The organism is Bradyrhizobium australafricanum (assembly GCF_020329495.1).
Taxonomy (GTDB): Bacteria; Pseudomonadota; Alphaproteobacteria; order Rhizobiales; family Xanthobacteraceae; genus Bradyrhizobium; species Bradyrhizobium australafricanum.
Map to the genome: position 1 here is coordinate 41,945 of NZ_JAGKJL010000035.1, position 23,463 is coordinate 65,407.

A 23,463-nucleotide genomic window follows, 5' to 3' on the forward strand; every position below is an offset into this window, starting at 1 on the left:
TTGCCAAATGGCCAGGCTCAAGATTTCAGCGCTTCCCGATGAAAAGCCGGTAAAGCTAATTACCGAACTTCCTGCGTCCGTGCATCGAAATCTCACTGCGTATGCCGAAGCACTCGCGCGTCAGTCCGGGCAGCCGGTTGATCCAGTCAAACTGATCGCTCCCATGCTGGCGCGGTTTATGGCGACTGATCGCGAATTCGCAAAGCTGCGGCGTTCAGCTCATTCGCCGAGAGGCGGAACTGAAGGATAGCGCTCCTTCAAGAGATTGAGGAAATGTCTCAGAGCTGGATTTCCATTGTCAGGACGCCAATGAGCGCAGAAACCGACCTCCATCTGACCCCGATCGTCGTGCAACTCACGGCTCACGACGTCATTTCCAATAGCCCCAATATCAGAATCCAGCGCAAAGCTTATGCCTAGTCCAATACCTGTGAGGCCATAAATCAGATGTCGGCTTGCGTGATGCCGCCGAATATTTTCGGTGATCCCCTGCATCAGGAGCTTTGCTTCAACCATGTCCTCCAGACCGCCTGCTTTCACAGGCGCTGCAAGCAAAATGCTCTGGTCGAGCAGATCGGTCCAACAGATCGTTTGGCGCGCCGCCAGAACATGATCGGTCGGCAGCAAGACTGAAATGCGCTCGTGCCAGAGCGCCCGGGCTTCAAGGTCCGTCGAACTGGCTCTTCCGGGCAGAATGATGATATCTGCAGCCCCACTCCTGAGTGCTTTGTTCAACTCTGTCGGCGACCGCTCAATTGCGGCCACCTCGATGCGCTGGAAACGGTGCACAAACTCGCTCAAGATCGAACGCAGATTGCCCCCTGAGACTGAGGTGCATAGGCCAACGGAAAGGGCGCCGGAGCAGCCACGCGCAACATCGCCTGCTGCTTCGACCAGGGCGTCAATTTCCTCCAGGATCGTGTTAACACGACGCAGGAAATTGTGGCCCGCGCGAGTAGGCCGAATTCCTGCCGGTGATCGCTCGAACAAAGGAGTGCCGACAAGGTGCTCCAGTTGGGCCACGGATCTACTCAATGCCGAATGCCGAACACAAAGTAGATCCGCTGCCTTCCGCAGGCTGCCTGAGGAACATGCAAGCACTGCACATCGGAGCTGCTTCAGCTCGATCGTGCGCGCCGGGGAGGGGCGGTTCGATTTGGTTGAGAGCTGCGCATCCATTTCCGGGACCCTGGCAATGAAGCCGATGCGCGAAGCGTATGGTGGCTCGACTGTGAGCACACCCTGTAGGATTCAACAGGCTCCCTAAACCTCTTCAGAGCGCTACGAACGCCAGACGTTTGCTCGATTCGTCAGCGCAGGAACCGGACGCGTTGACAGCGCGCCCGTTACGTTGAAGGGCAGGGTCACGGGATAGAGCTTGACCACTAGGCTGGAACCCTGGCGCAAAAGTTTCAGGTCGGTGAATTTATCCGATCGTGGATCATGCACGATATTGTCCGTCATTAGACACGCTATTTCAGTCGCTTACGTAAAATTGACAAACGCACTAGGATAAGATAAATCATGCACGATCCACGATTATTAGGAGCGTTGCCGGCTTTGGGGCGCAAGATTGAGCGGGTCGTGCTGCTGGACCAAGTCTACGAGGTTCTGAAGGAGCGGATTCTCGACCGTACCTATGAGCCGGACGCGCGGCTGAACATTGATGCTCTGAAGCGAGAGCTCAACGTTAGTTCAACGCCGCTGCGTGAGGCGTTGGCTCGTCTCACCGCCGAAGGACTCGTTTCGTCCACGCCGTTTGTCGGCTTTGCGGTCGCTCCCGTACCATCGCCCGAGTACTTCAAGCAATTGTACGCATTTCGTCTCGTCATTGAGCCCTGGGCCGCGGGTGAGACTGCGCGGCGCCGCCCCTTGGAGAATTTGCAAGAACTCGCTGATGCCGTGGCGGCGATGGGGGCAGCATCGCTGTCGCGACGCTATCGGCGCTATCGCGATTTCTCTCAGGCCGACGGCGCCTTTCATCAGGCCATTATGGATGGGTCCGGAAATGAGCCTGCGTCCAAGATATTCGCGGACCTGCGGGTACATCTTCACCTGTCAAGGCTCTACATCCACCACGAGCAGGACACCGAGGCCATACGCGCGCAGCATCTCGCCATTCTCGATGAGATTCGCGCTGGAAATGCTGCGGAAGCGGCCGAGCGAATGCGCAAGCATTTGCTGATCTCCGAGCGGGAGCTGCTGGGCTGACGCGCTTTACCCGCCTGCCCAATTCACCCGACGAGAGCAGGTAAACCCTCAAGGCATAAGATGCCTGGTTGAGGCGAGCTGACAGCGGCAAGAGAACGAAAGGCAAGTTGCTCACTGCTGGACTGACATGCGGAGGAACGGAGGCCCCCGCGCCAGCACCGTGCTCGCGAGACAGCGAGTTTATTTTGGACCCCGGTTTGGCAGGTATCGCTCTCGAAGGTTTCGTGGCGGCGGGTCCGTAGGTTCTTTGATGTGTCGTTTCATAGGGAAGGTCGCAAACGTGCTGATGGGAGACCAGACTGATCGCAACGCCCCCTACAATCTATCGCGACTGTCAGGTGAGTTGTTATCAGCCGCCGCCGAGACCAGCAGGAACCCCCGCTTCAGGGAAGCTGTCAGGGTATTCGCGCGCCACTACGTTGATACGTTCAGCGGCAATCGTCTTCTCAACAAGATCGCGACCGGAGAAGCGCGCCATCTGCTGTGCGGGCACATGGTTGCTCTTCATTATAGACGGGACAAGGACGATCCCCAGTGCGGAATTGTCCTCCATCGACTGCAGGAGTTCGCCAGAGCGCATGATCTTTGCAGCAAGAACCGCGTTGCTGCGCTCGTATGCCTTCTGAAACACACGCGATATTTGCAACCCGTTCGTAGCGATGGCGATAGACGCGTGATGAGGCTCGAGCCGTCCGATCTCGCCAGCGACGCATTGCGGAGGTTTATTGTCGCGTTTCTGAAAGCATTGGACATTCTGAATGGCGATGACAGCCTTCAGTCGCAATTCGAACGTGATAAAGGTCTTCCGCAAGCGATCGTCGCTAACGCGATCGAGTTGTACCTTGATGATTGTCAGCTTCTCGATGCTGTACCGCAAATGCGTATCTTCAGCGGGCGAGAAGCGGGGTACGAGATTCTGCTCCGGCTCTGGTCGATGTATGATGCGACGCGGTCATTGCCCGATCGAAAGATATCATTTCCTTACGGGACCGTCGCGAAGTTGTTCGGTGTGTCAAGAGCGCACGTGCGCCGCCTGATCGAGAGTGCGGCGCGAGAGGGGTATTTCGAGCTGCGGGCGGAGGGCGGACGCTCCATTGAGATTTGTCCTTCCCTGGTTGATGTCGTTGAGACGTTCCTGTCGCTAAAGTTTTCCCTTTATCAGATTGCAGTCAATCGCGTGAATGCGGAGAGGCGCGGCGATTCTCCGGGCAATTCTGGCGGGTCCCCCTCGGCCATCGGCGGAGAGCAGGCTCGAGCGAGCCCGATGCCGAAAATACCAGAGTTGCTGAAAGCGCCTGGAAGGACGCTCATGAGAGGGACGAAGGATCTCGCCTTCTGTCTCTCCGTTCCCTTTACTGGTCAGGATTCCTTTAGCCGGATCATCACCGCCTACAAGGATGTGGTGTCGGAAATGGGCGGCACGCTTACGATCGTCGACGCGAAGTGGGATCCTGGTAGACAGTGTGACCAGATCGCATCGCTTGTCGCATCGAGGCCGGACGCCTTGTTCGTTCTGCCAACCGACCCGGTGACGATCTCGAAGGCGGTTCAAGCAGCCAAGGCAGCAGGTATTCCGACCTTGATGTGCGATAGTTCCGCTCCAGGCACGACCGTACATTCCACCTCCATGCACAACCATTTTGGCATGGGTGCCGCCTCTGCGGACTACATCTGCAAGCGACTCAAGGGGAAAGGAAAAATAGCTGCAATCCACCTCTATTCCAACGAAGCGTGGAGCGCGCGGTCAGATGGAATGAGGTTCGTGCTCTCCGGTTATCCCGAGATTCGGATCATTGCGGAGACAGCATATTCACTGACAGGTTCAGCGACGCCTCAACAGGCGGTCGAGAAAATGCTGAGGGAGCACCCGGACATCAATGCGATCTGGAGCGCGTGGGACGGCGGAGCGATCGGCGCTGCAGCTGCGATCCGGGCACTTGGTCGGAGCAGCATTTTCGCAACAGGTATTGATGGCGGCAACGAAGCGTTCGAATACATCAAGGGTGGCTCTGCATTCTGTTTCACAGTCGCGCAATGTTTTTATGAACAAGTCTATTGGAACGTCTACTACGCGCACGAAGTGCTCGCTGACCGGCGCTCGCCACGCATGATCATCAATCCCGCATACGCCATCGATGAAAGAGACTTGTCACGAAATGTTCCGGACAACTATGACCATCGTGGCGTGGCCGATCGTCTTGGTTGGCGACGCATCCCCTAGGAATCGCGCGGAGTGGTTCGGCCGGTCGGCCAATTAGCACCTGAATTGATCGGAAAGAGCACCAATTTGATCAATGCGTCGTGCCGACATCCGGATATTCTGGCCTCTTGAGGTTGGCTCAGATCGGAAGAAATCAGGGCTCCCTCATCCCCCAAAGCATGGCGAAAACTCACACACCCCGCCTGACGCGCTCCGTCAGGCGGTTTTTTCTTTCTGCTGTGTCACTGTCCACGTCGATCGCTCCTGCTGCCCGTGAGCGGTTTCTCTGCGCGGTGCAGGATGCGTTCCTCCTGGAGACCGGTGAGCTTCATTGCTGCCATTTGGAAGCGCATCTGCCTGCCGGTTTGACGTTTGATGCATCCGAAAATGATCAATTCGCGCCCGGAAATGATCAGCGGTGCAAATCGCGATTGCTGTTACAGCTGGTTCTACGCAGGGGCACGCTCGCGCCACATCAGGCCGCCGGCGCAGCGAAAATTGACTTCGACGTTTGCTTTTGAAGATGCGAGGCAGGAAGCGAGATGGGGCTGAACAATCGGAGCGGAGTCGCATTGCGAAGTCCTCAAGGAGGACGGCGGCTCGTTGCCTGCGATCGGAGACATTGCATCGCGAGATCTCCCGATGGTGCGCCTGCTCCGCGTCGAGCCCTAGTGGAGGGTGCGGATGCGTGAGTGTTCGATCGCCGCCAATCGCGACGACCCGCAAGATCCCGCGGCGGACACTGTCTTCCTCCTCGTCGTAATCAATAATTTTGACAAGCTTGCCGCGGCCTATGATCAATCACTGGCATCGGTGGTCAGCGACGTCTTGCACAGGCGCGCTCTGTCCTTCTGCGGCGAAAGTGCCGGGATTGTGCGCCTTGCAGCCGGCCGATTTGTGATCGTGATGAGGTGGGCGTCGCGTTTTGCAAACGTCGCGAGCTTGGCAGACGGCGCGACCGCTGCGATTGGTGGCGAACCAATTCGTTTCGCCGGGGCGGCCGTGCTCGCCGCCGTTTCAGTCCGCGTCCTACCGCCCAATCTGGGTCGCTCTGATGTATTCGGGAAAGCTGCGTCCTCCGGTAGAATTGTGGAACCGGTGCGAGAAGATGCCGCCTGGAGCCTGCAGTATCGGACCGACATGGCGGCGGCGGTTGCGACTGTCGATGCGCTTCGTGAGGGATGTTTGTCGCCGGCCTGGCAGCCCGTCTGTCACGCGAGCCAGCCGGAATGTGTCCTCTACTGGGAGCGGCTGCTGCGGGTCAGCACCCACGATGGTCCCGCTCAGTCGGCCAGTGCAGCCATTCTGGCTATGGAACGGCTAGGTCTGATCCGTCGAATGGATCACTGGGTCATCAACCGCGTCATCAGCGAGCTGCGCTCTACGCCGAAGATCTGTATAGGTTGCAATATCTCCGCGCGAAGCGCTGTTCTCGACCATGGCTGGATGTCTGTGATCGCCAGGCTTCGGCAGCTTCCAGATGTTGCATCGCGCCTGATCGTGGAAGTCACCGAGACGGCGCGGTTGCCACCCAGGATGATAGTTCGCGAGTTTGTCGACGCACTGCGTTCGGTCGGATGCCGGATCGCCGTCGACGATTTCGGTGCTGGTAACGGCTGCCGCAAGGCGCTGACCTCGTTGAGGCCGGATCTTGTGAAGATTGACGCCACCTTCTTACATCGCGCGCGCAACGATCGGATCGGGCGATCGCGCCTGTTGCAGTTGGTCCGCTTCGCGTCGCGTCTCGGCGGCATCCTCGTTGTCGAGGGGGTGGAGACGTTGCCTGATGCGCATCTTGCTCAGGAGGTCGGAGCCACATGGCTCCAAGGCTATCTGTTCGGTGAGCGGTCTCGCGAGCTGCCGCGATCGGCTTGTCCCGACGATGGCAAGGGTTGCGCGGCGCCGGCGGCGACAAATCACGACGTGGTGGTCGGGATTGAGGACCGGCGTGCGTCGGCGCCGGGAAGTTCGATCGGGGTCGGATGCAACTGCGGCAGGACAGTGGGGTCCAGCGTTACGGGCCCCGCGCTGGCACTTCTCGCGGGGCACCTCGTCAGTGGTCTAAAGCAGCCGGTTATTGATTTGCCGCACACGCTGCTGGCCGGCGGCGTTGGCTGCTGGTTCGCTTAGCGGGGGAGGGGGACGCATGAGAGAATCGACACGCTCCCCGGCTTCGGCTCTCAGCGCACTCTGCCGGGGAATGCATTTGGCCAACGACCAGGCGCAGCTCCTTCGCCGAACCCTTGGACGTATCGCAGCTCCAAAGACTCACGATCTGGCGGAGACGCGACCGATCCTGCCGTTGCTGTTGGGAGGGACGATGATCGTCTTCTCCAGCAGCATGATGGTGATGTTTGATGCCCCGACCGCGGTCGCGGCGACCGCATGCGCATTATCGGTGCTCGGGTCGGTTGCGTATGAGCTCCGGTTCAGCTGCACTCGGCGCACGTGCAGGGCATCTTCCCGGGCCATAGATCTGCAGGCGCATCCAGTTCCCGATGACCGGACCTCGCCCGCGCTCCTGGAAGCGGTAACCCGGTTTGCGCCTCGACTGCGCCGACTGACGCGCCTGGTTCATGGGCGGTTCTCGCAGCTGGACGACGTCGGACACTGGCAGTCGGACGTCATGTTGACGGCCTATGTGATGGGGCTCGTCGACCGGCGCGACGAGCGTGGCCGTTCGTCCGAGGCGCCACACAACCTGCTTGCGCATTTGATCGGCGCTAGCCGTGCCGAGGCGGCCATTGCGCGCCTTTGCAGCGGCGCTGCGCCCTGGACGAACGGTCTGTTCGAAGTGATCGAGGCAATCGGGCACATGGATCGCCTCAGGCTTCGGGCCGAGCAACTGTCGACCCGCATCGGAGCGACTGGGCCACACCGAAGGCCTGTGGATGCAGTCCGTGAACTGTGATGAACCTGTTCATGTGCTGGCACATTAAGCGAGATCCCTTGTTGGCGAAGTCTTGCCACCTGTTGCCAAGGCTGGGTTTCGTGCTTGTCGCTGCCATGTGGGTCAGCGTGTCGGCGATCGCCCAGACAAGCGTGACCTCCGGCGCCGCGACGACTCGACTAGCGACAGTCGCCGAGCCAAACGAGAGCATCGCGGCGGGCGACCTCGTCCGGGTAATTTCCTATTTCGGCGCCTGGACACTTGTCTGTGACAACCGCCTTTCGACGCGCAGGCGGGTCTGTGCAATCGAGCAGAACCTCGCAGAAGGGGACGTCTCTCTGTGGTGGCGCATTGGGCTGACAAATGATGGCAAGCCGGCTCTTGCTATCGATGTGTCCAAGACAGTCGATCAGATGGCGGGCCTTACATTCAGGGTTGGCAAGTTCGTCACCACCATTCCTTTTGAAAGCTGCGTTACGACCTGTCGAGCGGTCATTCCCTTTGACGGCTTCATTCAACAGGGTGTGCTCGACAGCGAGCTCGTGGGGTTTGCTTTCACTCTGGCCGGAAACGCTATTGCGATTGTCGCCGACATGAAGGGATTCAAACAGGTAATGGCGGCGGCGCAGCGTCCGCTCGACCTGACCTCCGTAAACGCGGCACGTCCGTCACGGCCGGTGCGAACCGCACCAAAATCCAAGGCCAAGGCCGCGGTCGCTGAGGTCAATCCATGAGTTCGAAATGGCTGCAAATGTCCTGAAGGGGGCGTGCACGCCATCAATACTGCGTCACCTGTTCTCAGAATGCGGGACCGCAGACATGAGAGGCCGCTCAATTGTACATCGCATCATGACTAACGATGTCCGAGATGCTCCGACGGATCTGCCAACGGTGGCGCCCTTCAGGGACGCCACCATCCGACACAATCTCATCCCACGGTAGGAGCTCGTTCATAGACATGGCAAGGTCCGAATTCTTCTATCCCGTGTTGGCGGGCGTTGTTGTTTGCAGTCTCGCCGGTGGTGTGGCCATGGTGCTTGCACAAGGAAGCACCCCGCTCGCGATGCAGAGACCGAAGGCGCGCTCGGCCTTGGCGAAGTCTCCGCTTGCTGCACAAAAGCCGGCTCAGCCTGCCCTGCAGGGAGCTGCTCAGGCTGCGCCGGCGGGTTCGGATCCACAGGGCGCACCAAAGCCTTCAGCCTTCGACGAGAATATCAGTCGGTCCGGAATTAAGACCTGCGCGAAGGGATATGTGGGGCTTGGGCAGGGCGTGATCCCTGCACAGTCCGAGTTTGCGGCGCTGTTTCAGTGGAACAAGGAGAATGCAGACACGCATTCCGTGCAATCACTCGTCGGCATCCGATCGTCGGACCAGAACGTTGCCGGCGTGATCTTTGCTGCGCCGGTCGGTGGCGCTTGCGAGGGGCAGTTCGTGCGCGTGACGCCGGTTGCCAGCAGCTGCAGTGCGTTTGCGCGAGAGATTAACCCCAAGAGTACGGTTCAGGCGAACCTTGGCCAAATCCCCGTCATCGCGACAACCGATGGGCCTCAGGTTTTGCTTGTGCCCGCAGGGGAGACGGCCTGCACCGTCGTTTTGGTCGGACGTGTGACTCTGTGACGATGAAGATGAGGCCGGGCGCGAAGTGTTTTGGAAAAGTCAGTGACGGGTCAGCAAAAGAAGAACAGAAAATAACGGGAGGACGGTGGATGTTCCCACCATCGGGGTTGCGCAAGCTGGCCGTCGATATGGCGGTCGATTCCATTCGGTCTGGCGCGCTTCAGGACGCGATCGACCGTCGTGTTCGGCTGCGAACTGAAAGCCAGTCTGACGATGGCGCGGAAGCACTCCGGGATTATCTGACCGGGGAAATGTCCACGACATTGAAACGGCTGGGCTTCACCTGCCGAATTGTTGAAAACACCCTCCACGCCTGCGCCCCCTTTCTGATCGCAGAACGACACGAGGATGATCTGTTGCCGACAGTACTGCTTTATGGCCACGGCGATGTGGTTCACGGCAAGGAGGAGGCATGGCGAACGGGTCTCAGTCCATGGCGTCTGACGATTGATGGTGATCGTTGGTACGGGCGGGGGACGGCGGACAATAAGGGGCAGCACTCGATCAATCTGGCGGCCCTGGAGTCTGTGCTCGATGTCCGCGCGGGCCGGCTGGGATGCAATGTGAAATGGGTCTTTGAGACCGGCGAAGAGATCGGGTCTCCGGGATTGCGCGAGCTCTGTCGGGCCGAAAAAGGGACGCTTGCGGCTGACGTGTTCATCGCGTCCGATGGCCCCCGTCTCACGGACGATCGACCGACGATCTTCCTTGGATCTCGAGGCAGCGTCTCGTTCAGCTTGAGCGTGACGCTGCGCGAGACGGGCTTGCACTCAGGAAACTGGGGCGGTCTGAAGCGGAATCCGGCGACGCTCCTCGCCGCTGCTCTCGCGACCATGGTGGATCAGCGGGGCCGGATACAGCTGGACGGCTTGAAGCCGTCGGGGATTCCGGAGCAGATCCGTCAGGCGATCATTCGCTTGCGGATCGATGAAGATGTCCTTGGCGAGCCTATCGATACCAGGTGGGGCGAAGAGGGAATGAGCGCGGCGGAGCGGCTCCTCGGCTGGAATGCGCTCGAAGTGCTCACGTTGAGCGCCAGCGATCCACAGAAACCGGTCAATGCCATCCCGCCATCCGCAACCGCCCGATGCCAGCTGCGCTTTGTCGTGGGTACGCCGTGGCGCGAGGTAACGGCAGCGCTGCGCAATCATTTCGACAGGAACGGTTTCGAGGATGTCGAAATCACGTTGCACCGGTGCACGCCCGCGACCCGCGGAGATCCAGGCGCGCCCTGGGTGAAATGGGCCGAGGCTTCGCTGCGGGCCACGACCGGCAAGGATATCGCCGTGATGCCGAATCTCGGCGGGACCCTTCCCAATGACATCTTCGTCGATGTGCTGGAGTTGCCGACGATCTGGATTCCGCACTCCCATCCCGGCTGTCGCCAGCACGCGAGCGATGAACATCTGTTGGCCTCGGTTGCGGCAGAGGGGCTTCAGGTCATGGCTGGCATTTTCTGGGACCTGGGCGATGGACAGCGTGCCAGCTAGAGCACTGCGTCGGGAGAAAAGCATGCAGTCGCAAGCAGAAGGGCCCGCCTCGATTGCGGACTCGAGCAGGCGCCACACGCAGGCGCCTCGATGGCGCGAACCGGTCGCCGCGCTCATCGGCAACACGCTCGAGTGGTTCGACGTCGGCGTGTATGCCCTGTTCGCCGCCACGATTGGACGGGTGTTCTTTCCGTCCAGCGACCCGAACGTCTCGCTCATGCTGGCGTTCGGCACGTTCGGTGCGACTTACCTGATCCGGCCCGTCGGTGCAGTCGTCCTCGGAGCCTATGCCGACCGGGCCGGGCGCAAGAAGTCGATGACGCTGTCGCTGAGCTTGATGGCGATCGGTACACTCATGATGGCGGGGATGCCGTCATATGCTGCGGTCGGCGTTCTGGCGCCGGTCGGGGTCGTCGTAGCGCGGCTGATCCAGGGCTTCTCCGCTGGTGGCGAGTTTGGAAGCGCCACGGCCTTTCTCACAGAGCACGCGCCGCGCAGGATGCGCGCGCTGTTTGGCAGCCTGCAGTTTGCCAGCCAGGGGCTCGGCACAATCCTTGGCTCGCTGTTCGGCTACTACCTGACGGTCTCGCTGTCGGCCAGCGAGATGCAGGCCTGGGGCTGGCGGATCCCCTTCCTGTTCGGTCTTCTGATCGTGCCGGCCGGGCTTTACGTCCGACATGCCGTGGATGAGACACCGGAGTTCGAGCAATTCCGCGCAGGTCGTGAAGGTCCGCAAGTCAATCCGTTCATTGAATTGCTCAGGACACAGAAGACACTCGTGTTGATTGCGGTCGGCAGTATCGTCGTTTCGACTGCGTCGACCTTCATCATCAAGTATATGCCGTCCTATGCGGCCGGCAGGCTCGGGCTTGCGGAGTCGGACGGCTTTGTTGCCACTTTGCTTGCCGGTTGCATCCTGACCTTCGCCACGCCGATCGCGGGCTATCTCGCAGACCGCGTTGGGCGCATCAGGTTGATGACGGTTGCGGCGGCTTTCTATCTCATTGCCAGCTACCCGTTGTTCTGTCTGCTCGCCGCCCGACCGAGCGTGACCGTGCTGCTGGTGATCGTCGGCGCAATTGCCATCATCAAGGTCGTCTATTATGCGCCGCTGCCTTCGATCATGGCCGACATCTTTCCGGTGACGACGCGTGGGACCGGGCTCAACCTCAGCTACAATGTCGGCGTGACGGCTTTTGGTGGCTTTGCGCCACTGATCTCGACAGCTCTCATCGGTTTGACGGGATCGTCCGCCGCGCCCGGCCTCTATCTCGTGTTCGTGTCCGCCATCAGCATAGCGGCGCTGGCGGCCGTGACGTTCTCTCTCAAGCTCAGGTAGGCAAGCGGTCGCGCCATCGAAGACTTTGGCAGCGGCGGATCACGGAGGTTGGCAAATGACTGTGCTGGAGACACTCGCGAACTGGTGCCACGATCGCGATGCAGTCTGGACGGAGACGGCACTTTCGCGCGCGGAGCACGCGATTTCCGACACCATCGCGTGCATCGTTGCAGGTAGCCAGGATGCAGTCAGCAAACGCGTAGCCGGGAGCCTTTTAGGATGGGACGGCGCCGGCACATCGACGGTGATCGGGACATCGCGATGTTCGGCCGCGCCCTGGGCCGCCCTGATCAACGGCACAGCCGCCCACGTGCTCGAAATCGACGACAACTACTATCCGGGCCTGACCCACGCCTCTGCGATCCTGGTGCCGGCCCTGCTTGCGGTCGCCGAGGAAATCGATGCGAGCGGAGCCAGTCTCGTTGACGCTTATATTGTCGGTCTCGAGCTCCATGCCGCGCTGGGGCGGGGCGTCAATCGGTCCCATTATTTTGCCGGCTGGCATCCTACAGCGACGGTCGGTTGTATTGGCACCGCGGGGGCCTGTGCGCGCCTTATGGGGCTGTCGCGCGAGGCGACGCTTCATGCGATGAGTCTTGCGACGAGCATGGCGGCCGGCAACAAGGCGCAATTCGGGACGCAGGCCAAGTCGGTTCAATGCGGGCTGGGAGCGCAACACGCCGTGATGGCTGCCCGGCTCGGCGCCGCCGGGGTGCAGGGTAATCCGGCCGTGCTGGAGCACCCCCAGGGATTCCTTGCACTTTACGGCGGGCCCGATCCGCAGGGATGGGAGGCGCCCCTGAAGATTCTCGGCAATCCACTGGCCATCGATGAGTTCGGCCTCGCGCCGAAGCGGCATGCGTGTTGCGGATCGGCGCACAACACGTTGGATTGCATTCTCGATCTTCGAGCCCAGCATCCGTTCAATGCAGATGAGGACAGGAGCATTGAGGTTTTGATCGGGGCAAGCAATCGCCGCAACTTGCAATACGACAATCCGGAAGACGCTTTCCAGGCGCGCTTCTCCATGCACTACAATGTCGCGCTCATCCTGTTGTATGGCCGCGTAAGCGTATCGGATTTCACGGACGAGGCGGTTCGGCGGCCGGAGGTGCGCGCACTGCTTGATCTGACGCACATATCGGCGCGTCGTTTTGATGACGAACCGAAGGATCCGGACATCCGTCTGCCACATCTCGTCAAGCTCACCCTCAAGGATGGACGGGTCTTGCGGACAGAGCGTGCTTATGCGCGGGGACTACTCCAGGATCCATTCACCGATGCGGAGCGTGCAGACAAGATAGCCGACTGCTGTCGTCCCGTCTTGCCGGGCAATCGACTGCCGGCTTTGTTCGATCAACTGCGTTCAGTCCGAACCGTCGCGAAGGTTCGCTCGTTGATGGACCTGCTTGCTTTTCGGTCGGACCGGCGGATCTGATTTCGGCTCGAGCGCAAGGAAAGCAGGGAGGGGCTGACCCACGGTGCACAGCCATTTACGTCGGGCGCAGAAAAGGACCAGACGGTCAGGTCTTAAAGGTAGCGATCAGGGTGTGCGGAATTGACTCGTGCACGATCCACGATGCCCGAAATTGAGGGAGATGTCATGTTGCTGACTTCCGGGCGAAAGGTCGAGCGCCTTGTTCTCTTCGACCGGGTCTACAGTCCTGAAGGAGCGCATTTTTCGACGTGCAGCATGGCAGGCACCGGCAAATGAACCGGTTTGCAAGGCCTTCGAGGCATGTGGGGCCATCTTCATACGTCACGGCTCGAGCGGGACGCCAACGTTTGTACGCGCAGCAGTTCGCCATCCTCGAGGCAATTAACGCCGGCGCCGCCGAGCGCGTGCGCGAGGACTCGGTTCTGTCGGAGGAAAAGCCGCCGGGCTGACGCCATGACGAAAGTTCTAGCTCTACTCTGCTCAAAAGAACCACGGCGCTCATCCTGTCAGGGGCGCAGGCTGGCCATAACGACAGGACAGACGAGGAGGAGCCGTTCGTGACCTTTTCTCTCGCAGCCGATCATGCACCCGCCGAACGTGCCAACATCCAGCGCGCGATCATTGCGGCGACGATCGGTACGATCATTGAGTGGTTCGACTATGCACTCTACGGCGCGGCGTCGGGTTTGGTCATAAACCGGCTTTTCTTTCCGCAGTTTTCCACCTCTGCAGGAATCCTGGCGGCGTTTGCGACATTTGCCGTCGGCTTTTTCAGCCGGCCGCTCGGCGGAATTCTGATTTCGCATTTCGGTGATCGCTTTGGTCGCAAACCTGCCCTCATTTTCACGATCTCGCTGATGGGAGTGTCCACAGTCGCCATGGGCCTGCTGCCGACCTATGCCGAGGTCGGGATTCTCGCACCCATTCTCCTCATCATCTGCCGCCTTCTCCAGGGGTTCGGTGCCGGCGCAGAATATGCGGGCGCCGTCACGCTTGTGGCTGAATATGTCCCTTCCTCTCGCAAGGCATATTTCACGGCTTACCTGCAGGCCGGGGCCGTCGCTGGCATTATGCTCGCCACGCTGCTCTTTCTCTTTGTCGCCTATCTTCCGGAAGACGTCTTGTTCGCCTGGGCGTGGCGAATTCCCTTCCTCGTCTCGGCTTTGCTGCTCGGCGTAGCGCTCTATATTCGCAAAAGACTTGATGAGACGTCGGAATATGTCGAAGCAATGGAGCGGGCCGTAGCTCAACGAGAGGAGACGCGAGCACCAATTCTTGAGCTCTTTCGCAACAGTCCGCGTGAAGTCGTATGCGGCTTCCTCACGCTTACGGGGCACAATGCGAACGTCTACATTCTGAACACATTCAGCCTGAGCTATATGACGAATACTCTCGGCATGGCTCGGACTGACGCATTGACCGCCGTCATCATTGCGACTTCGACGGGCATCGTCCTGACGCCGCCGATGGGCGCGCTGGCTGACCGGGTGGGTCACGCGCGCGTCTATCTCTTTGGCGCGATCTTCACCCTGCTGTTTGCTTTTCCGATGTTCGCGATGCTCGATTCGAAGAGCCTAGTCCTTGCGTCCCTGGCGCTGAGCATCGCTTTCGGTATCGGCTTTGGCGGGCTTGCGAGCGCGCAAGGCGCATTTCTCGCAAATCTGTTCCCGACGCGATGTCGCTTCTCTGGCATTGCATTGGCGCGCGAAATGAGCGCGCTGCTGATTGCAGGGCCGACACCATTCATCGCTTCGGCGCTGGTGGATGCGGGCGGTGGCAAGCCAACATGGGTGGTCGTCTATCTGATGTCGGCTTGTGCCATCAGCGTCGTTTCGATCCTCGTCATTCGGTCGCGGTCCCATGAGCGCGGCAGCGCCTGACTCGTGTCAGCAGGGCAGTAGCATGCGGAGAGGACGGACATTCTTGATCGCACCTCCGGGGCTGGAAGGTTTCGCGCTCCTGTTGACCATTGACCGACTGAAAGTCCCGATCTGAGGCCGACGATGTATTCGCGCGGTTTCCGTTATTTCCGTAGGAGGATCATGGCGTATGAGCAAGATATGCAAGGTTGAGATCATCGACTTCGTGTTTGACGTCCGCAATCTGCAGCGCACCGGTTTCGGTCTGCACGTTGGCTTCAAACGCGGCGCGACGTTACAGGTCGTGAAGAACGCCATTGCCATCGAGACGAAGGATGGGCTGCGCGGCGAGTATGTTACCAACTGGTGTGCCAGTCCTGCCACGCGGGGCGAGATGGAGATGCTCTCTCCATTTCTGCTCGGCCGCGACGCGCTGCAACGGGAAGCGCTGTTCGACGATCTCAAACGAGAGATACGGCAATGGTCGGGCATGGGACATGGACCGCTCGACATCTGCCTGTGGGATCTCGCTGGCAAGAAATACGGTGTATCGGTCTCCGAACTCATCGGCGGCTATCGTCACCGCCTTCCGGTATATGCCTCGACCTATCTGGGTGACGCGGAAGGTGGCCTTGATTGCAAGGAGGCCTACGCGGCATTCGCCGAACAGTGCTATGCGCTCGGCTTTCGCGCCTACAAGATCCACGGCTGGAATGATGGCGATGCACGCCGGGAGGCTGAGAACGTCCTACACGTAGCGAAGGTGGTCGGTGACCACATGGTCCTGATGCTCGATCCGGCCAACCAGTTGCGTACATTCTCTGACGCGCTCTATGTCGGCAGGGCCTGCGATGAAGCCAGTTACTTCTGGTACGAAGATCCGTTCCGGGACAACGGGAAATCCGCCTTCGTTCATAGGAAATTGCGCGAGATGCTGACAACGCCGCTACTCCTCACGGAATATGTGAGAGGTATCGAACCCAAGGCAGACTTCATCGTTGCGGGAGGTACGGACTTTCTGCGTGTCGATCCGGAGTACGATCACGGGATCACGGGGGCGCTGCGCGTAGCCCGTCTGGGCGAAGCGTTTGGCCTCGATGTCGAAATACATGCATGTGGCCCAGCACACCGCCACCTGATGTCGGCGATGCGCAACAGCAACTATTATGAGCTCGCCCTCGTCGGACCGGAATGCCCCAACGTGATCGCTCCGGTCTTTACCTGCGGCTATAGCGATCAGCTCGATTGCGTGGGCCAGGACGGATGCGTGCCGGTACCGACCGGACCGGGCCTCGGCGTATCCTACGACTGGGATTTCATCAGGAAGAACGCCGTGGCGAACCGGGTGTTCGCATAAAAGAGTTGGTCGCTCAACCCGGCGCTCGCTGTCGTGTTGTCGAAGTCCGGAGACGTGCGCGTCCTGAGGCCTGGAACGTCACCGTGCTCGAGAGATGGAAGGAGGAAGACCGTGTCACACAAGCCGTCCGAACCGGCGCCACAAGCGTCTGTGACCAAAGGCGATCGTCGAACCGGCTCAAGCGCTGGAGCCGGGCAAGCGACGTTCGCCCCAAATCCGACGATGGCTGTCGAGGTGATCGCTTACAATCGAGCCTCTCGCGCGCTGCGGAAGGAATTTGACTTGCTGCAGTGTCGCGTCTACGCGGAACCGGAGCAGGACGAAAATCCAGCGCCTCTTCACGATCCGGCGCTCGATGCACTCTCGTTCTACATCTGCGCGGACGACGGCAGGGTCATCAGCTATGCGGCTGTGGTCAGCAAGATAATCCGGCATGGTGCGCACACATTCAGCATCACCGGCTTGAGCCACGTAATGACAGATCCCGACTATCAGGGGCGCCATCTGGGCTCGCGCACCGTTGCGGCAGCAACCCGATGCATTGAGCGAAGCAGTGCAGATATCGGCATCTTCACATGCGATCCGCCGTTGGCGCAGTTCTACGAACGGGCAGGCGCCTGGCCCGTCGTATCGGATGTCGTGTTGATTGGCAGCCGGGATGAGGAAGCGCTCTCCAGCGCGACCTTGAAAAAAATTGTCCTCATGCGGCTTCTTTCGACGAAGGCCCGTGCTCAAGCGTCGATTTTCACGAATGCGACCATCGACCTCGATCTGCCCGTCGGTCAATTTCTATGAAGCTCCCATGATTGACGGATGAAGCAAGCGTTTGCTGTCTTTACTGGGCATGATGCAGCTGCGCTGAAAGCGGGCGTCCAACTCTGCCGGTTGCGGTATTCCCCGCTTGGGCCCGTGGCTTTGGACGCATATCGAGCCCCGCGAAGCAGGCGCAGGCGGCGCCGTTGCAGCTTGCAGGCGGTATCCACGCAATCCTGCAGGAGCGCTTGGCCGCGCGGCCCTTGTCGGTACGGGTCCACACTGCGAGTTCAACTCTGCGCCACATACGGGCCGAAAACCATGAGGCGGATAGAGCATTCGTTTCAAGAGTTCGTCGACGCCATCCAGATGGCCAATGGGGCCGCCGACTTCGAGCGTATCGCGAGACGGATCACGGAGCGGCTGGGCTTCAAGTGGTTCGCCTATCTGCGCTTGACCGATAATGTACCGACGCTGATCTCCTCTTATCCGAAATCCTGGACTGAGCGGTACTTCGATCTCGGCTATCAGGATCTGGACCCAGTGGTGCGGCGGGCGCGCCGCGAGCATGACCTCTTTAGCTGGGGAGGCGGGAGCCCGCAGGCAGCGGGTACGCGCGAGCAGCGCCGCTTCTTCGATGAAGCCATGACGTTTGGCATCAACTCCGGCGTCACTGTGCCGATCAGAGGTGGCTTCGGACGAATAGCCGCATTTACGCTCGCAACCGGTGAATCGGCTGCCCAAAGCGAGCAATTGATTGCGGAAGTCAGGGACATCATTCAGCTCATTGGACTCTATTTCGATACCCACGTAGCGGCGAAGCTCACTGTTGGCGCCGAGGCACCGCTCATCAAGACGGTTTTGACGCTGCGCGAGCGGCAGTGCCTCGCATGGGCTTCGCGGGGAAAGACCGTCGCCGACATTGCGCTGCTGGTCGGGACGGCGCCGCGTACTGTGGTCTTCCACCTCGAAAACGCGCGCCGCAAGCTTGACGCAGCATCGATCGCGCAATGCGTGGCGGAAGCGCTGCGCCGGGGCCTGTTGCCCTGATCGAACTCGCCGGCTACTACCCCGCTCGGTGGTGACTGAGGTGATTGATGTGTGCCTGTTCGTGGCCAGGATCCATATTGGTTGGCCATTGCACCCTGCTTCCGTTCGCTGCGCTTTGACGTGATTTCCGTGGCCCCGACCCGCAAAATTCTACAGGCGAAGTCGCTGCGAAGTTTTGATCTGGTGACCGCTTCCGTGGAGGTCACCCATGTATGTTATTGCGCTAAGTTGTGGCCGCTTTGGCCAGCATCTCGATCTTCTGAAGGCGATGTTCCGGCTGCGTCGGCGTGTGTTCAAGGATCGCCTTGACTGGAATGTCTCCGTGTCAGGCGAGTTTGAGCTCGATATTTTCGATGTGCTCAAGCCCGTCTATCTGCTGTGCATATCGGAAGAGCGCAACGTCGTGGGAAGTGTTCGTCTGCTTCCGACCACGGGCCCGACAATGCTCGCCGACACGTTTCCTGATCTGCTCGGTGGTCGGCCGGCGCCGCGCAACGAGAAGGTGCTCGAGAGTTCTCGGTATTGCATTGACGCCAATCAGGGCGAGCTCGCGCGGAACGGTCTCAATCGTGCGACCCTCATGCTGTTCGCCGCGATGATCGAGTACCTGCAAATCGCGAATGCGGAGGCTATTGTAACCGTCACGGACACCAGGCTGGAGCGTATCTTGCGGCGTGCCGGATGGCCCCTTGAGCGCATCGCGGCTCCGCATCCGCTGGGGAACACCATGGCGCTTGCAGGCTTCTTGCATGCTTGCGACGAGGCGCTGGCCGCGATGCGTCGGAGCGCTGGTGTCGAGGGGCCGGTTCTGGTAGAGCCGGATTGGTTGGGGGGCGCGCGGTGACCCGCAGCCGCTCCGCGAATTTCTGCCACTGAGCTAATTCGGCTGGAACGGTATTCCGTCGAAGGAACCGGTGCCGAAATCAGTGTGGCTGCACATGCGGGCGTTCAGCCTATCATCTTGCTAGCCGTGGGCGTTAATGCCCGAAAGGTGGTTAGCGGAAGGGGCGGATCCCGAAGAGAAATCATGGGTGAGGCAAACCTCAGTGGGCGGACGTTTGCGGAGATGCTGGCCAACAGACAGGGCTGCATCTACCGCGCCGGTCAGAATGCGGCCACGAGCATACAAGCAGCGACATTCCCTAAGATTGCGGGATGACGCAAAGAGCGCGCTGAGTGTTAACCCGGCGATCAGGGAATCACGACGCTCGGTCGGGGCGGCAGCGACACCGCGGCCGTTGCGATGGCGGCGGCACTGAAAGCCGAGCGCTGCGAAATCATCAAAGTGGTCGACGAGCATTTGCTCGGCCGATCCGCGTATCGTACCGGATGCAAAGCCATTGCGGCGAGCCGCACGAAACGCTTGCCCGGGATCATTGGTGAGGCCGAGGCGGTCGAGATGATTCTTCTGAGGTTGACCGTGACGGGACCGCGTGCCCACGAAATCGGGACCGTGCATGAAGTCGTCGTCGACCCGCTCGCTCGCGCCGAGGAGATTGGTGCTGAGCTATCGCTATCAGCTTGAGCAAACCTACGGCATGCGGCGTCCAACGATGACTGATACGAGGTCCTCGAGGGGTGCTTACGTTTGCTCTTGAGTTCGGACGGCCAATGCTCGGCCTAAAAGCGGTATTGCCGATATTGAATCGACCGGCCTGCCAATCGCTTCTCTTTCTACGCCAATCTACGACCGACATCGGCGTCTCGTTGCAATCAGTAAAATTCTGCTCTCTCTAATCATCCCCATCGAAGGGCATTCCTTGCCCTTTTCAGTGAGGATGGCGATGAGTTCTATTCACTTAGCTTGGAAGCGATCTCGCGCGGCGCGCGGAAGATGTGTCCCGCGCTCAATCCTGCGATTTCTCTCAATCGCGCACGCGTCAATCGTCGAGGCGACGCTCAAACTGAATGGTCGATCGCCGGATCGATCAAGTGCGCTGCGGTTCGACGGATAACCCCAAACGTTTCGTAGTTGCTTATGGCGCACGAGCTGCTTGGCGAACTGCCCATCACATGAGCGGTCAAGGCCGCGCCGCGCTGTAGAGCGCGAGCGCTCGGCGACGTGACTTCGCGGCCATGTGCGCCGAACTCAGCCGCATTTGTAATTCTTCACGCGAAAGGAGATCGTGACATGTTGAGACCGGTATTGGGATCCGCCCTGTTCCTGTCGGGGGTGGCCATTTGGCTTTCTGCACCGGCAATGGCGCAGGTCCAACACGGCGTGGTAACACCGGCAGTGCAGAAATTTCGGCCGCCCGGCGGCTGCACAGACCAGCTCAGGCAGCAGTGGAAGGCGATGGGCGGCGAACTGGACTGCGCCGAACAGAAGCCGGTGCCGGTGCCGGCCCCACCCGCGACTGCACAATCGATCCCGGCCCCGCAGCCGGTGTCGACGCCGCAGCCGGTGATCCAACCTCCAAGTCCGAAGGACATTGTCACGTCCAATAATGATAATCTCGGCAGATCGACAGCTTCGACCTTCGGAGGAGGGGCCATCTTTGACCCCACGACCGGACAGGTTACTCACTTTTCGACACTCGTGAACGGAATGCCCTCCACCAATGTCGGCGGCGCGCTCGAAGCGATCGAGCAGCAGATTGCCACGATGAGCTCCTCCATGATCAACGACATCGGAAGCGGCGCGGTCGGGCTGGTCCGGCAGAGGGACCCAACAGCGGCCGTGACCATAGCTGCCAAGACGGGTGGCAAGCTCGTCGATCTGACCGGCAGCGACGGCCGTCGGACCTTGACGGGCATCACAAATGGCATTGTCTCAGCGCAATCGTCTGATGCGCTCACGGGGCAGCAGCTGTACCGGTCAGCCGATTCGGTCGCGACCTGGCTTGGCGGGGGCTCGCACGTCAATTCCGACGGAACCGTGTCGCAGCCCTCGTATACGATCCTCGGGAGCACCTATCATGACGTCGCCTCTGCCTTGAATGCTGCGTCTGTGAACAGCATCCGATATGACGTCGCAGCAGACGGTCATCGCCTGAATTCGGTAACTTTGCAAGGCGGCTCTCCCGGCGCTGTAGCACTGCACAATGTGGCCGCGGGTACCGCGGCGAACGATGCGACCAACCTGAAGCAACTGAATGATGGTCTCGCCGCGCTGGGCACTGAAGACCGGATGTATACAGATCGAAAGGTGGCCGCGGTGGACCGGCGCGCGCGAGCGGCTGGTTCGGCAGCGATGGCAGCGGCGGGACTTGCGTTCTCGGATGAGGCCAAAGGCGACCGCTCCGTAGCAATCGCGGTCGGCGCTTTCCGGGACTCAGTCTCATTGGCGGGAGGTCTTGCCTACCGCGCGAGTGATGCGGTGCGCCTCAAGGCAAGTGTGTCCTACACGCCGGACACGGGCGACGTTGGAGCTTCCGGCTCAATCGGCGTCAGATTCTGACCTCCTCGGCGCAGCACCATTGTCGCTCGAATCCGCCGCCATCAATCCGGAAACAAGCCATGCCCAGATCACGCTTACCTCGTGTTGCTGCTTGGCTCTTGCCATTGGCCTTGGCCGGCTTGTCGGCGGCGATCGCGTCCGACCCTGCACCCCGGCCTTCGAGCCAGACTGGAGCGGCCCCTGCCAGCATTGTATCCGAGCCGACAAAGGCAACTTCGCTTGGATTCGAGTGGGCGAGCGTCTTCGCGCCAGGAAAACCGGCCGCGGCGGGCGACTACACCCGCACGATCAGGCCTTTCTTCGATTGGACCCAGGTTTGCGATGAGATCCGCAACGCCCGGCGCATCTGCTATCTGGAAACGATCTCGCACGGTGATGCCGCGCGATTGAACTGGCGTATCGCGCTCACCAAGGATGGACGATCAATGGCGCTGATCATGCTGCCACGCGACAGCAGCGTGGAGGTCGGTGTCACGGTCTCCTTTGGCGGCTTCACGCGCGTCGTCAAGCCGCTGATCTGCGACCAGGCGCTATGTGCCGCAACGTTTCCTGCGGACGCTGCTTTGATCTCGTTGCTGGGGCGTGAGGACCGCGCCACGATCGTGTTCGAGCGAGTTGGCAAGCCCATCACGATTATGGCGAGCTTGCGGGGCCTAATGTTGGCACTGACGGATCTTTCGCAGTCGGTGGCTCCTGCCACCCCGGGACGCCCTCCAGCAGCGAAGCGCTTTGCGCGCCGGACATCGACCGAAGCCGTTGCTGCCACCCAAGGCGACGGCGGCCCCTGGAAGGGCATCCGATAACGCTTCGCCTGATAACTCCCACATGGTCAACGTTCGCGCTGGAGCGTTTTTCTGCGCTCGAAAGCGCCCTATGCCCTTGCTGAAAAGCGGTCGAATGCGGTGAGTGTCTGGATCCGCACCTCAACTTCCCTCTGATAGATCGTGCTCTGCAGATATTCGATCTCGGCTGTCTGATTGGGCTCATCGACGTCAATGTACCAGGACCGCGGCCGGCCATCGGCGCCGTCGCTCCAGCGATAGCCGCGGCGCTTGAGCTCGTCCTTGAGCTCGAACGGCGACTGCTCAGCCCAGACCCGGATCGTCTTGCGGCGGGCTCGCTCGAGCAGCACGGAGAGCACGGTGCGATCGAGCTGGGGCAGGGTCATGGCGAGGATTTCGAGCAGCGCCAGGCAATCGTCGACCGCCCGGTGCGCCTCGTGAAACAGCCCGGCTTTCATCAGGAGATAGGACAGGCGCGATCCCTCGAAGCCAAGGCCGCGCCATTCGACCTCGCTCACCGAGCAGGCCCAGGCCTTGTGCGTCAATAGGGGTGCATAGCGCTCCATGAACTTGCGATCGAAGCCGGCATTGTGGGCGATGACCACGACCGCATCGGAGACGAAGGCGTTGATGCGCTCCTCATCGAGGCCGTGGTCCTTGACCATCTCGTCGGTGATACCGGTCAGCGCCGTGATCTCGATGGGAATTGCGATCGACGGCTGATTGAAGCAACTGAAAGTATCGATGACCCGGCCGATCCTTCCGTCGGAAAGATAGGTGAACTTGACCATCCCGAGCTCGATGATCTCGTCTTTGGCCGTATCTAGTCCGGTGGTTTCGACATCGAGCAGGATTGCGATCTTGGTCGATTGCCCGTCGCTTGGAGCAAATTCGGAGCGGGGAACCAGCCGCCGCAGCACCCGGTAATCGGGTGACTGCTCCAGCATGCCGGCGATCTCGGCAAGAGTCGGTTGAACGGTCATATTGGGCCGTGTGAGAAGATTGAGCTTGTTTGATAGCTCGCAAGTCTATCCGATCGGATCGAGCCCGGCATCGCAGCCCCTGTGGATAGGTCA

General features: G+C 60.3%; 22 protein-coding genes. 18 read left to right on the top strand and 4 right to left on the bottom strand.

Translation table 11 applies throughout. The annotated features are described in order from the left end of the window. The first annotated feature begins 7 nt into the window (after positions 1-7). Complete coding sequence (locus J6525_RS27575; RefSeq protein ID WP_225646999.1) at positions 8-250, top strand: DUF2274 domain-containing protein; 243 nt, start codon at positions 8-10, stop codon at positions 248-250. Here J6525_RS27575 and J6525_RS27580 read toward each other — a convergent pair. Together J6525_RS27580 and J6525_RS27585 are read right to left on the bottom strand one after the other, a co-directional pair. Continuing rightward, positions 220-1,179, bottom strand: a complete 960-nt coding sequence (locus tag J6525_RS27580; RefSeq protein WP_225647000.1) for a LysR family transcriptional regulator — start codon at positions 1,177-1,179, stop codon at positions 220-222. The genes J6525_RS27575 and J6525_RS27580 overlap by 31 nt on opposite strands. Before the next feature lie 102 nt (positions 1,180-1,281). Beyond that, entirely contained in the window at positions 1,282-1,464 is a 183-nt protein-coding gene (locus J6525_RS27585; protein ID WP_225647001.1) for a hypothetical protein, read from the bottom strand. A 60-nt stretch (positions 1,465-1,524) separates the two neighbouring features. On the opposite strand from J6525_RS27585, the gene J6525_RS27590 reads away from it, so the two are divergent. Continuing rightward, the gene (locus tag J6525_RS27590; RefSeq protein WP_225647002.1) at positions 1,525-2,211 is read left to right on the top strand and encodes a GntR family transcriptional regulator; all 687 of its coding nucleotides are present in this window, start codon (positions 1,525-1,527) and stop codon (positions 2,209-2,211) included. A gap of 349 nt (positions 2,212-2,560) precedes the next feature. Here the strand turns inward: J6525_RS27590 and J6525_RS27595 are convergent, their stop codons facing one another. Continuing rightward, complete coding sequence (locus J6525_RS27595; RefSeq protein ID WP_225647003.1) at positions 2,561-2,842, bottom strand: hypothetical protein; 282 nt, start codon at positions 2,840-2,842, stop codon at positions 2,561-2,563. A 45-nt stretch (positions 2,843-2,887) separates the two neighbouring features. Between J6525_RS27595 and J6525_RS27600 the strand changes: the two genes are divergently transcribed. From J6525_RS27600 to J6525_RS27675, 16 genes are all read left to right on the top strand, one after another. Further along, a complete protein-coding gene (locus J6525_RS27600) occupies positions 2,888-4,432 on the top strand; it encodes a sugar ABC transporter substrate-binding protein (protein ID WP_225647004.1) in 1,545 nt (514 codons plus the stop codon). 663 nt (positions 4,433-5,095) lie between these two features. Continuing rightward, positions 5,096-6,541, top strand: a complete 1,446-nt coding sequence (locus tag J6525_RS27605; protein WP_225647005.1) for an EAL domain-containing protein — start codon at positions 5,096-5,098, stop codon at positions 6,539-6,541. Positions 6,542-6,731: 190 nt separating this feature from the next. Next, the gene (locus J6525_RS27610; RefSeq protein ID WP_225647006.1) at positions 6,732-7,322 is read left to right on the top strand and encodes a hypothetical protein; all 591 of its coding nucleotides are present in this window, start codon (positions 6,732-6,734) and stop codon (positions 7,320-7,322) included. After that, positions 7,322-8,035 carry an invasion associated locus B family protein gene (locus J6525_RS27615; protein ID WP_225647007.1) on the top strand — a complete coding sequence of 238 codons (714 nt, stop codon included), beginning with the start codon at positions 7,322-7,324 and terminating at the stop codon, positions 8,033-8,035. Before J6525_RS27610 ends, J6525_RS27615 begins: the two co-directional genes overlap by 1 nt. A gap of 224 nt (positions 8,036-8,259) precedes the next feature. Next, complete coding sequence (locus tag J6525_RS27620; RefSeq protein ID WP_225647008.1) at positions 8,260-8,919, top strand: hypothetical protein; 660 nt, start codon at positions 8,260-8,262, stop codon at positions 8,917-8,919. An 89-nt stretch (positions 8,920-9,008) separates the two neighbouring features. Further along, on the top strand, positions 9,009-10,409 hold the full coding sequence (locus J6525_RS27625; protein WP_225647009.1) for a M20 family metallopeptidase: 1,401 nt from the start codon (positions 9,009-9,011) through the stop codon (positions 10,407-10,409). A gap of 22 nt (positions 10,410-10,431) precedes the next feature. After that, positions 10,432-11,748, top strand: a complete 1,317-nt coding sequence (locus J6525_RS27630) for an MFS transporter (RefSeq protein ID WP_225647010.1) — start codon at positions 10,432-10,434, stop codon at positions 11,746-11,748. 55 nt (positions 11,749-11,803) lie between these two features. Next, positions 11,804-13,186: an MmgE/PrpD family protein gene (locus J6525_RS27635; protein ID WP_225647011.1), complete on the top strand. Its 1,383-nt coding sequence runs from the start codon at positions 11,804-11,806 to the stop codon at positions 13,184-13,186. Between the two features lie 557 nt (positions 13,187-13,743). Next, positions 13,744-15,066 carry an MFS transporter gene (locus tag J6525_RS27640; protein ID WP_225647012.1) on the top strand — a complete coding sequence of 441 codons (1,323 nt, stop codon included), beginning with the start codon at positions 13,744-13,746 and terminating at the stop codon, positions 15,064-15,066. A 169-nt stretch (positions 15,067-15,235) separates the two neighbouring features. Then, positions 15,236-16,402 (top strand): enolase C-terminal domain-like protein, encoded by a 1,167-nt coding sequence (locus tag J6525_RS27645; RefSeq protein WP_225647013.1) that lies wholly within the window; start codon positions 15,236-15,238, stop codon positions 16,400-16,402. Positions 16,403-16,513: 111 nt separating this feature from the next. Further along, the gene (locus J6525_RS27650; protein ID WP_225647014.1) at positions 16,514-17,197 is read left to right on the top strand and encodes a GNAT family N-acetyltransferase; all 684 of its coding nucleotides are present in this window, start codon (positions 16,514-16,516) and stop codon (positions 17,195-17,197) included. 279 nt (positions 17,198-17,476) lie between these two features. Further along, positions 17,477-18,205 carry an autoinducer binding domain-containing protein gene (locus J6525_RS27655; protein WP_225647015.1) on the top strand — a complete coding sequence of 243 codons (729 nt, stop codon included), beginning with the start codon at positions 17,477-17,479 and terminating at the stop codon, positions 18,203-18,205. A gap of 208 nt (positions 18,206-18,413) precedes the next feature. Beyond that, on the top strand, positions 18,414-19,049 hold the full coding sequence (locus tag J6525_RS27660; protein WP_225647016.1) for an acyl-homoserine-lactone synthase: 636 nt from the start codon (positions 18,414-18,416) through the stop codon (positions 19,047-19,049). A gap of 354 nt (positions 19,050-19,403) precedes the next feature. After that, complete coding sequence (locus J6525_RS27665; RefSeq protein ID WP_376708570.1) at positions 19,404-19,730, top strand: Clp protease/crotonase-like domain-containing protein; 327 nt, start codon at positions 19,404-19,406, stop codon at positions 19,728-19,730. 606 nt (positions 19,731-20,336) lie between these two features. Next, positions 20,337-21,605, top strand: coding sequence for a YadA-like family protein (locus J6525_RS27670; protein WP_225647018.1), 1,269 nt, complete (start codon positions 20,337-20,339; stop codon positions 21,603-21,605). Positions 21,606-21,664: 59 nt separating this feature from the next. After that, the gene (locus tag J6525_RS27675) at positions 21,665-22,408 is read left to right on the top strand and encodes an invasion associated locus B family protein (RefSeq protein ID WP_225647019.1); all 744 of its coding nucleotides are present in this window, start codon (positions 21,665-21,667) and stop codon (positions 22,406-22,408) included. A gap of 68 nt (positions 22,409-22,476) precedes the next feature. On the opposite strand, the gene J6525_RS27680 is transcribed toward J6525_RS27675, so the two are convergent. After that, positions 22,477-23,370, bottom strand: coding sequence for a 3'-5' exonuclease (locus J6525_RS27680; protein WP_225647020.1), 894 nt, complete (start codon positions 23,368-23,370; stop codon positions 22,477-22,479). Positions 23,371-23,463 lie beyond the last annotated feature (93 nt).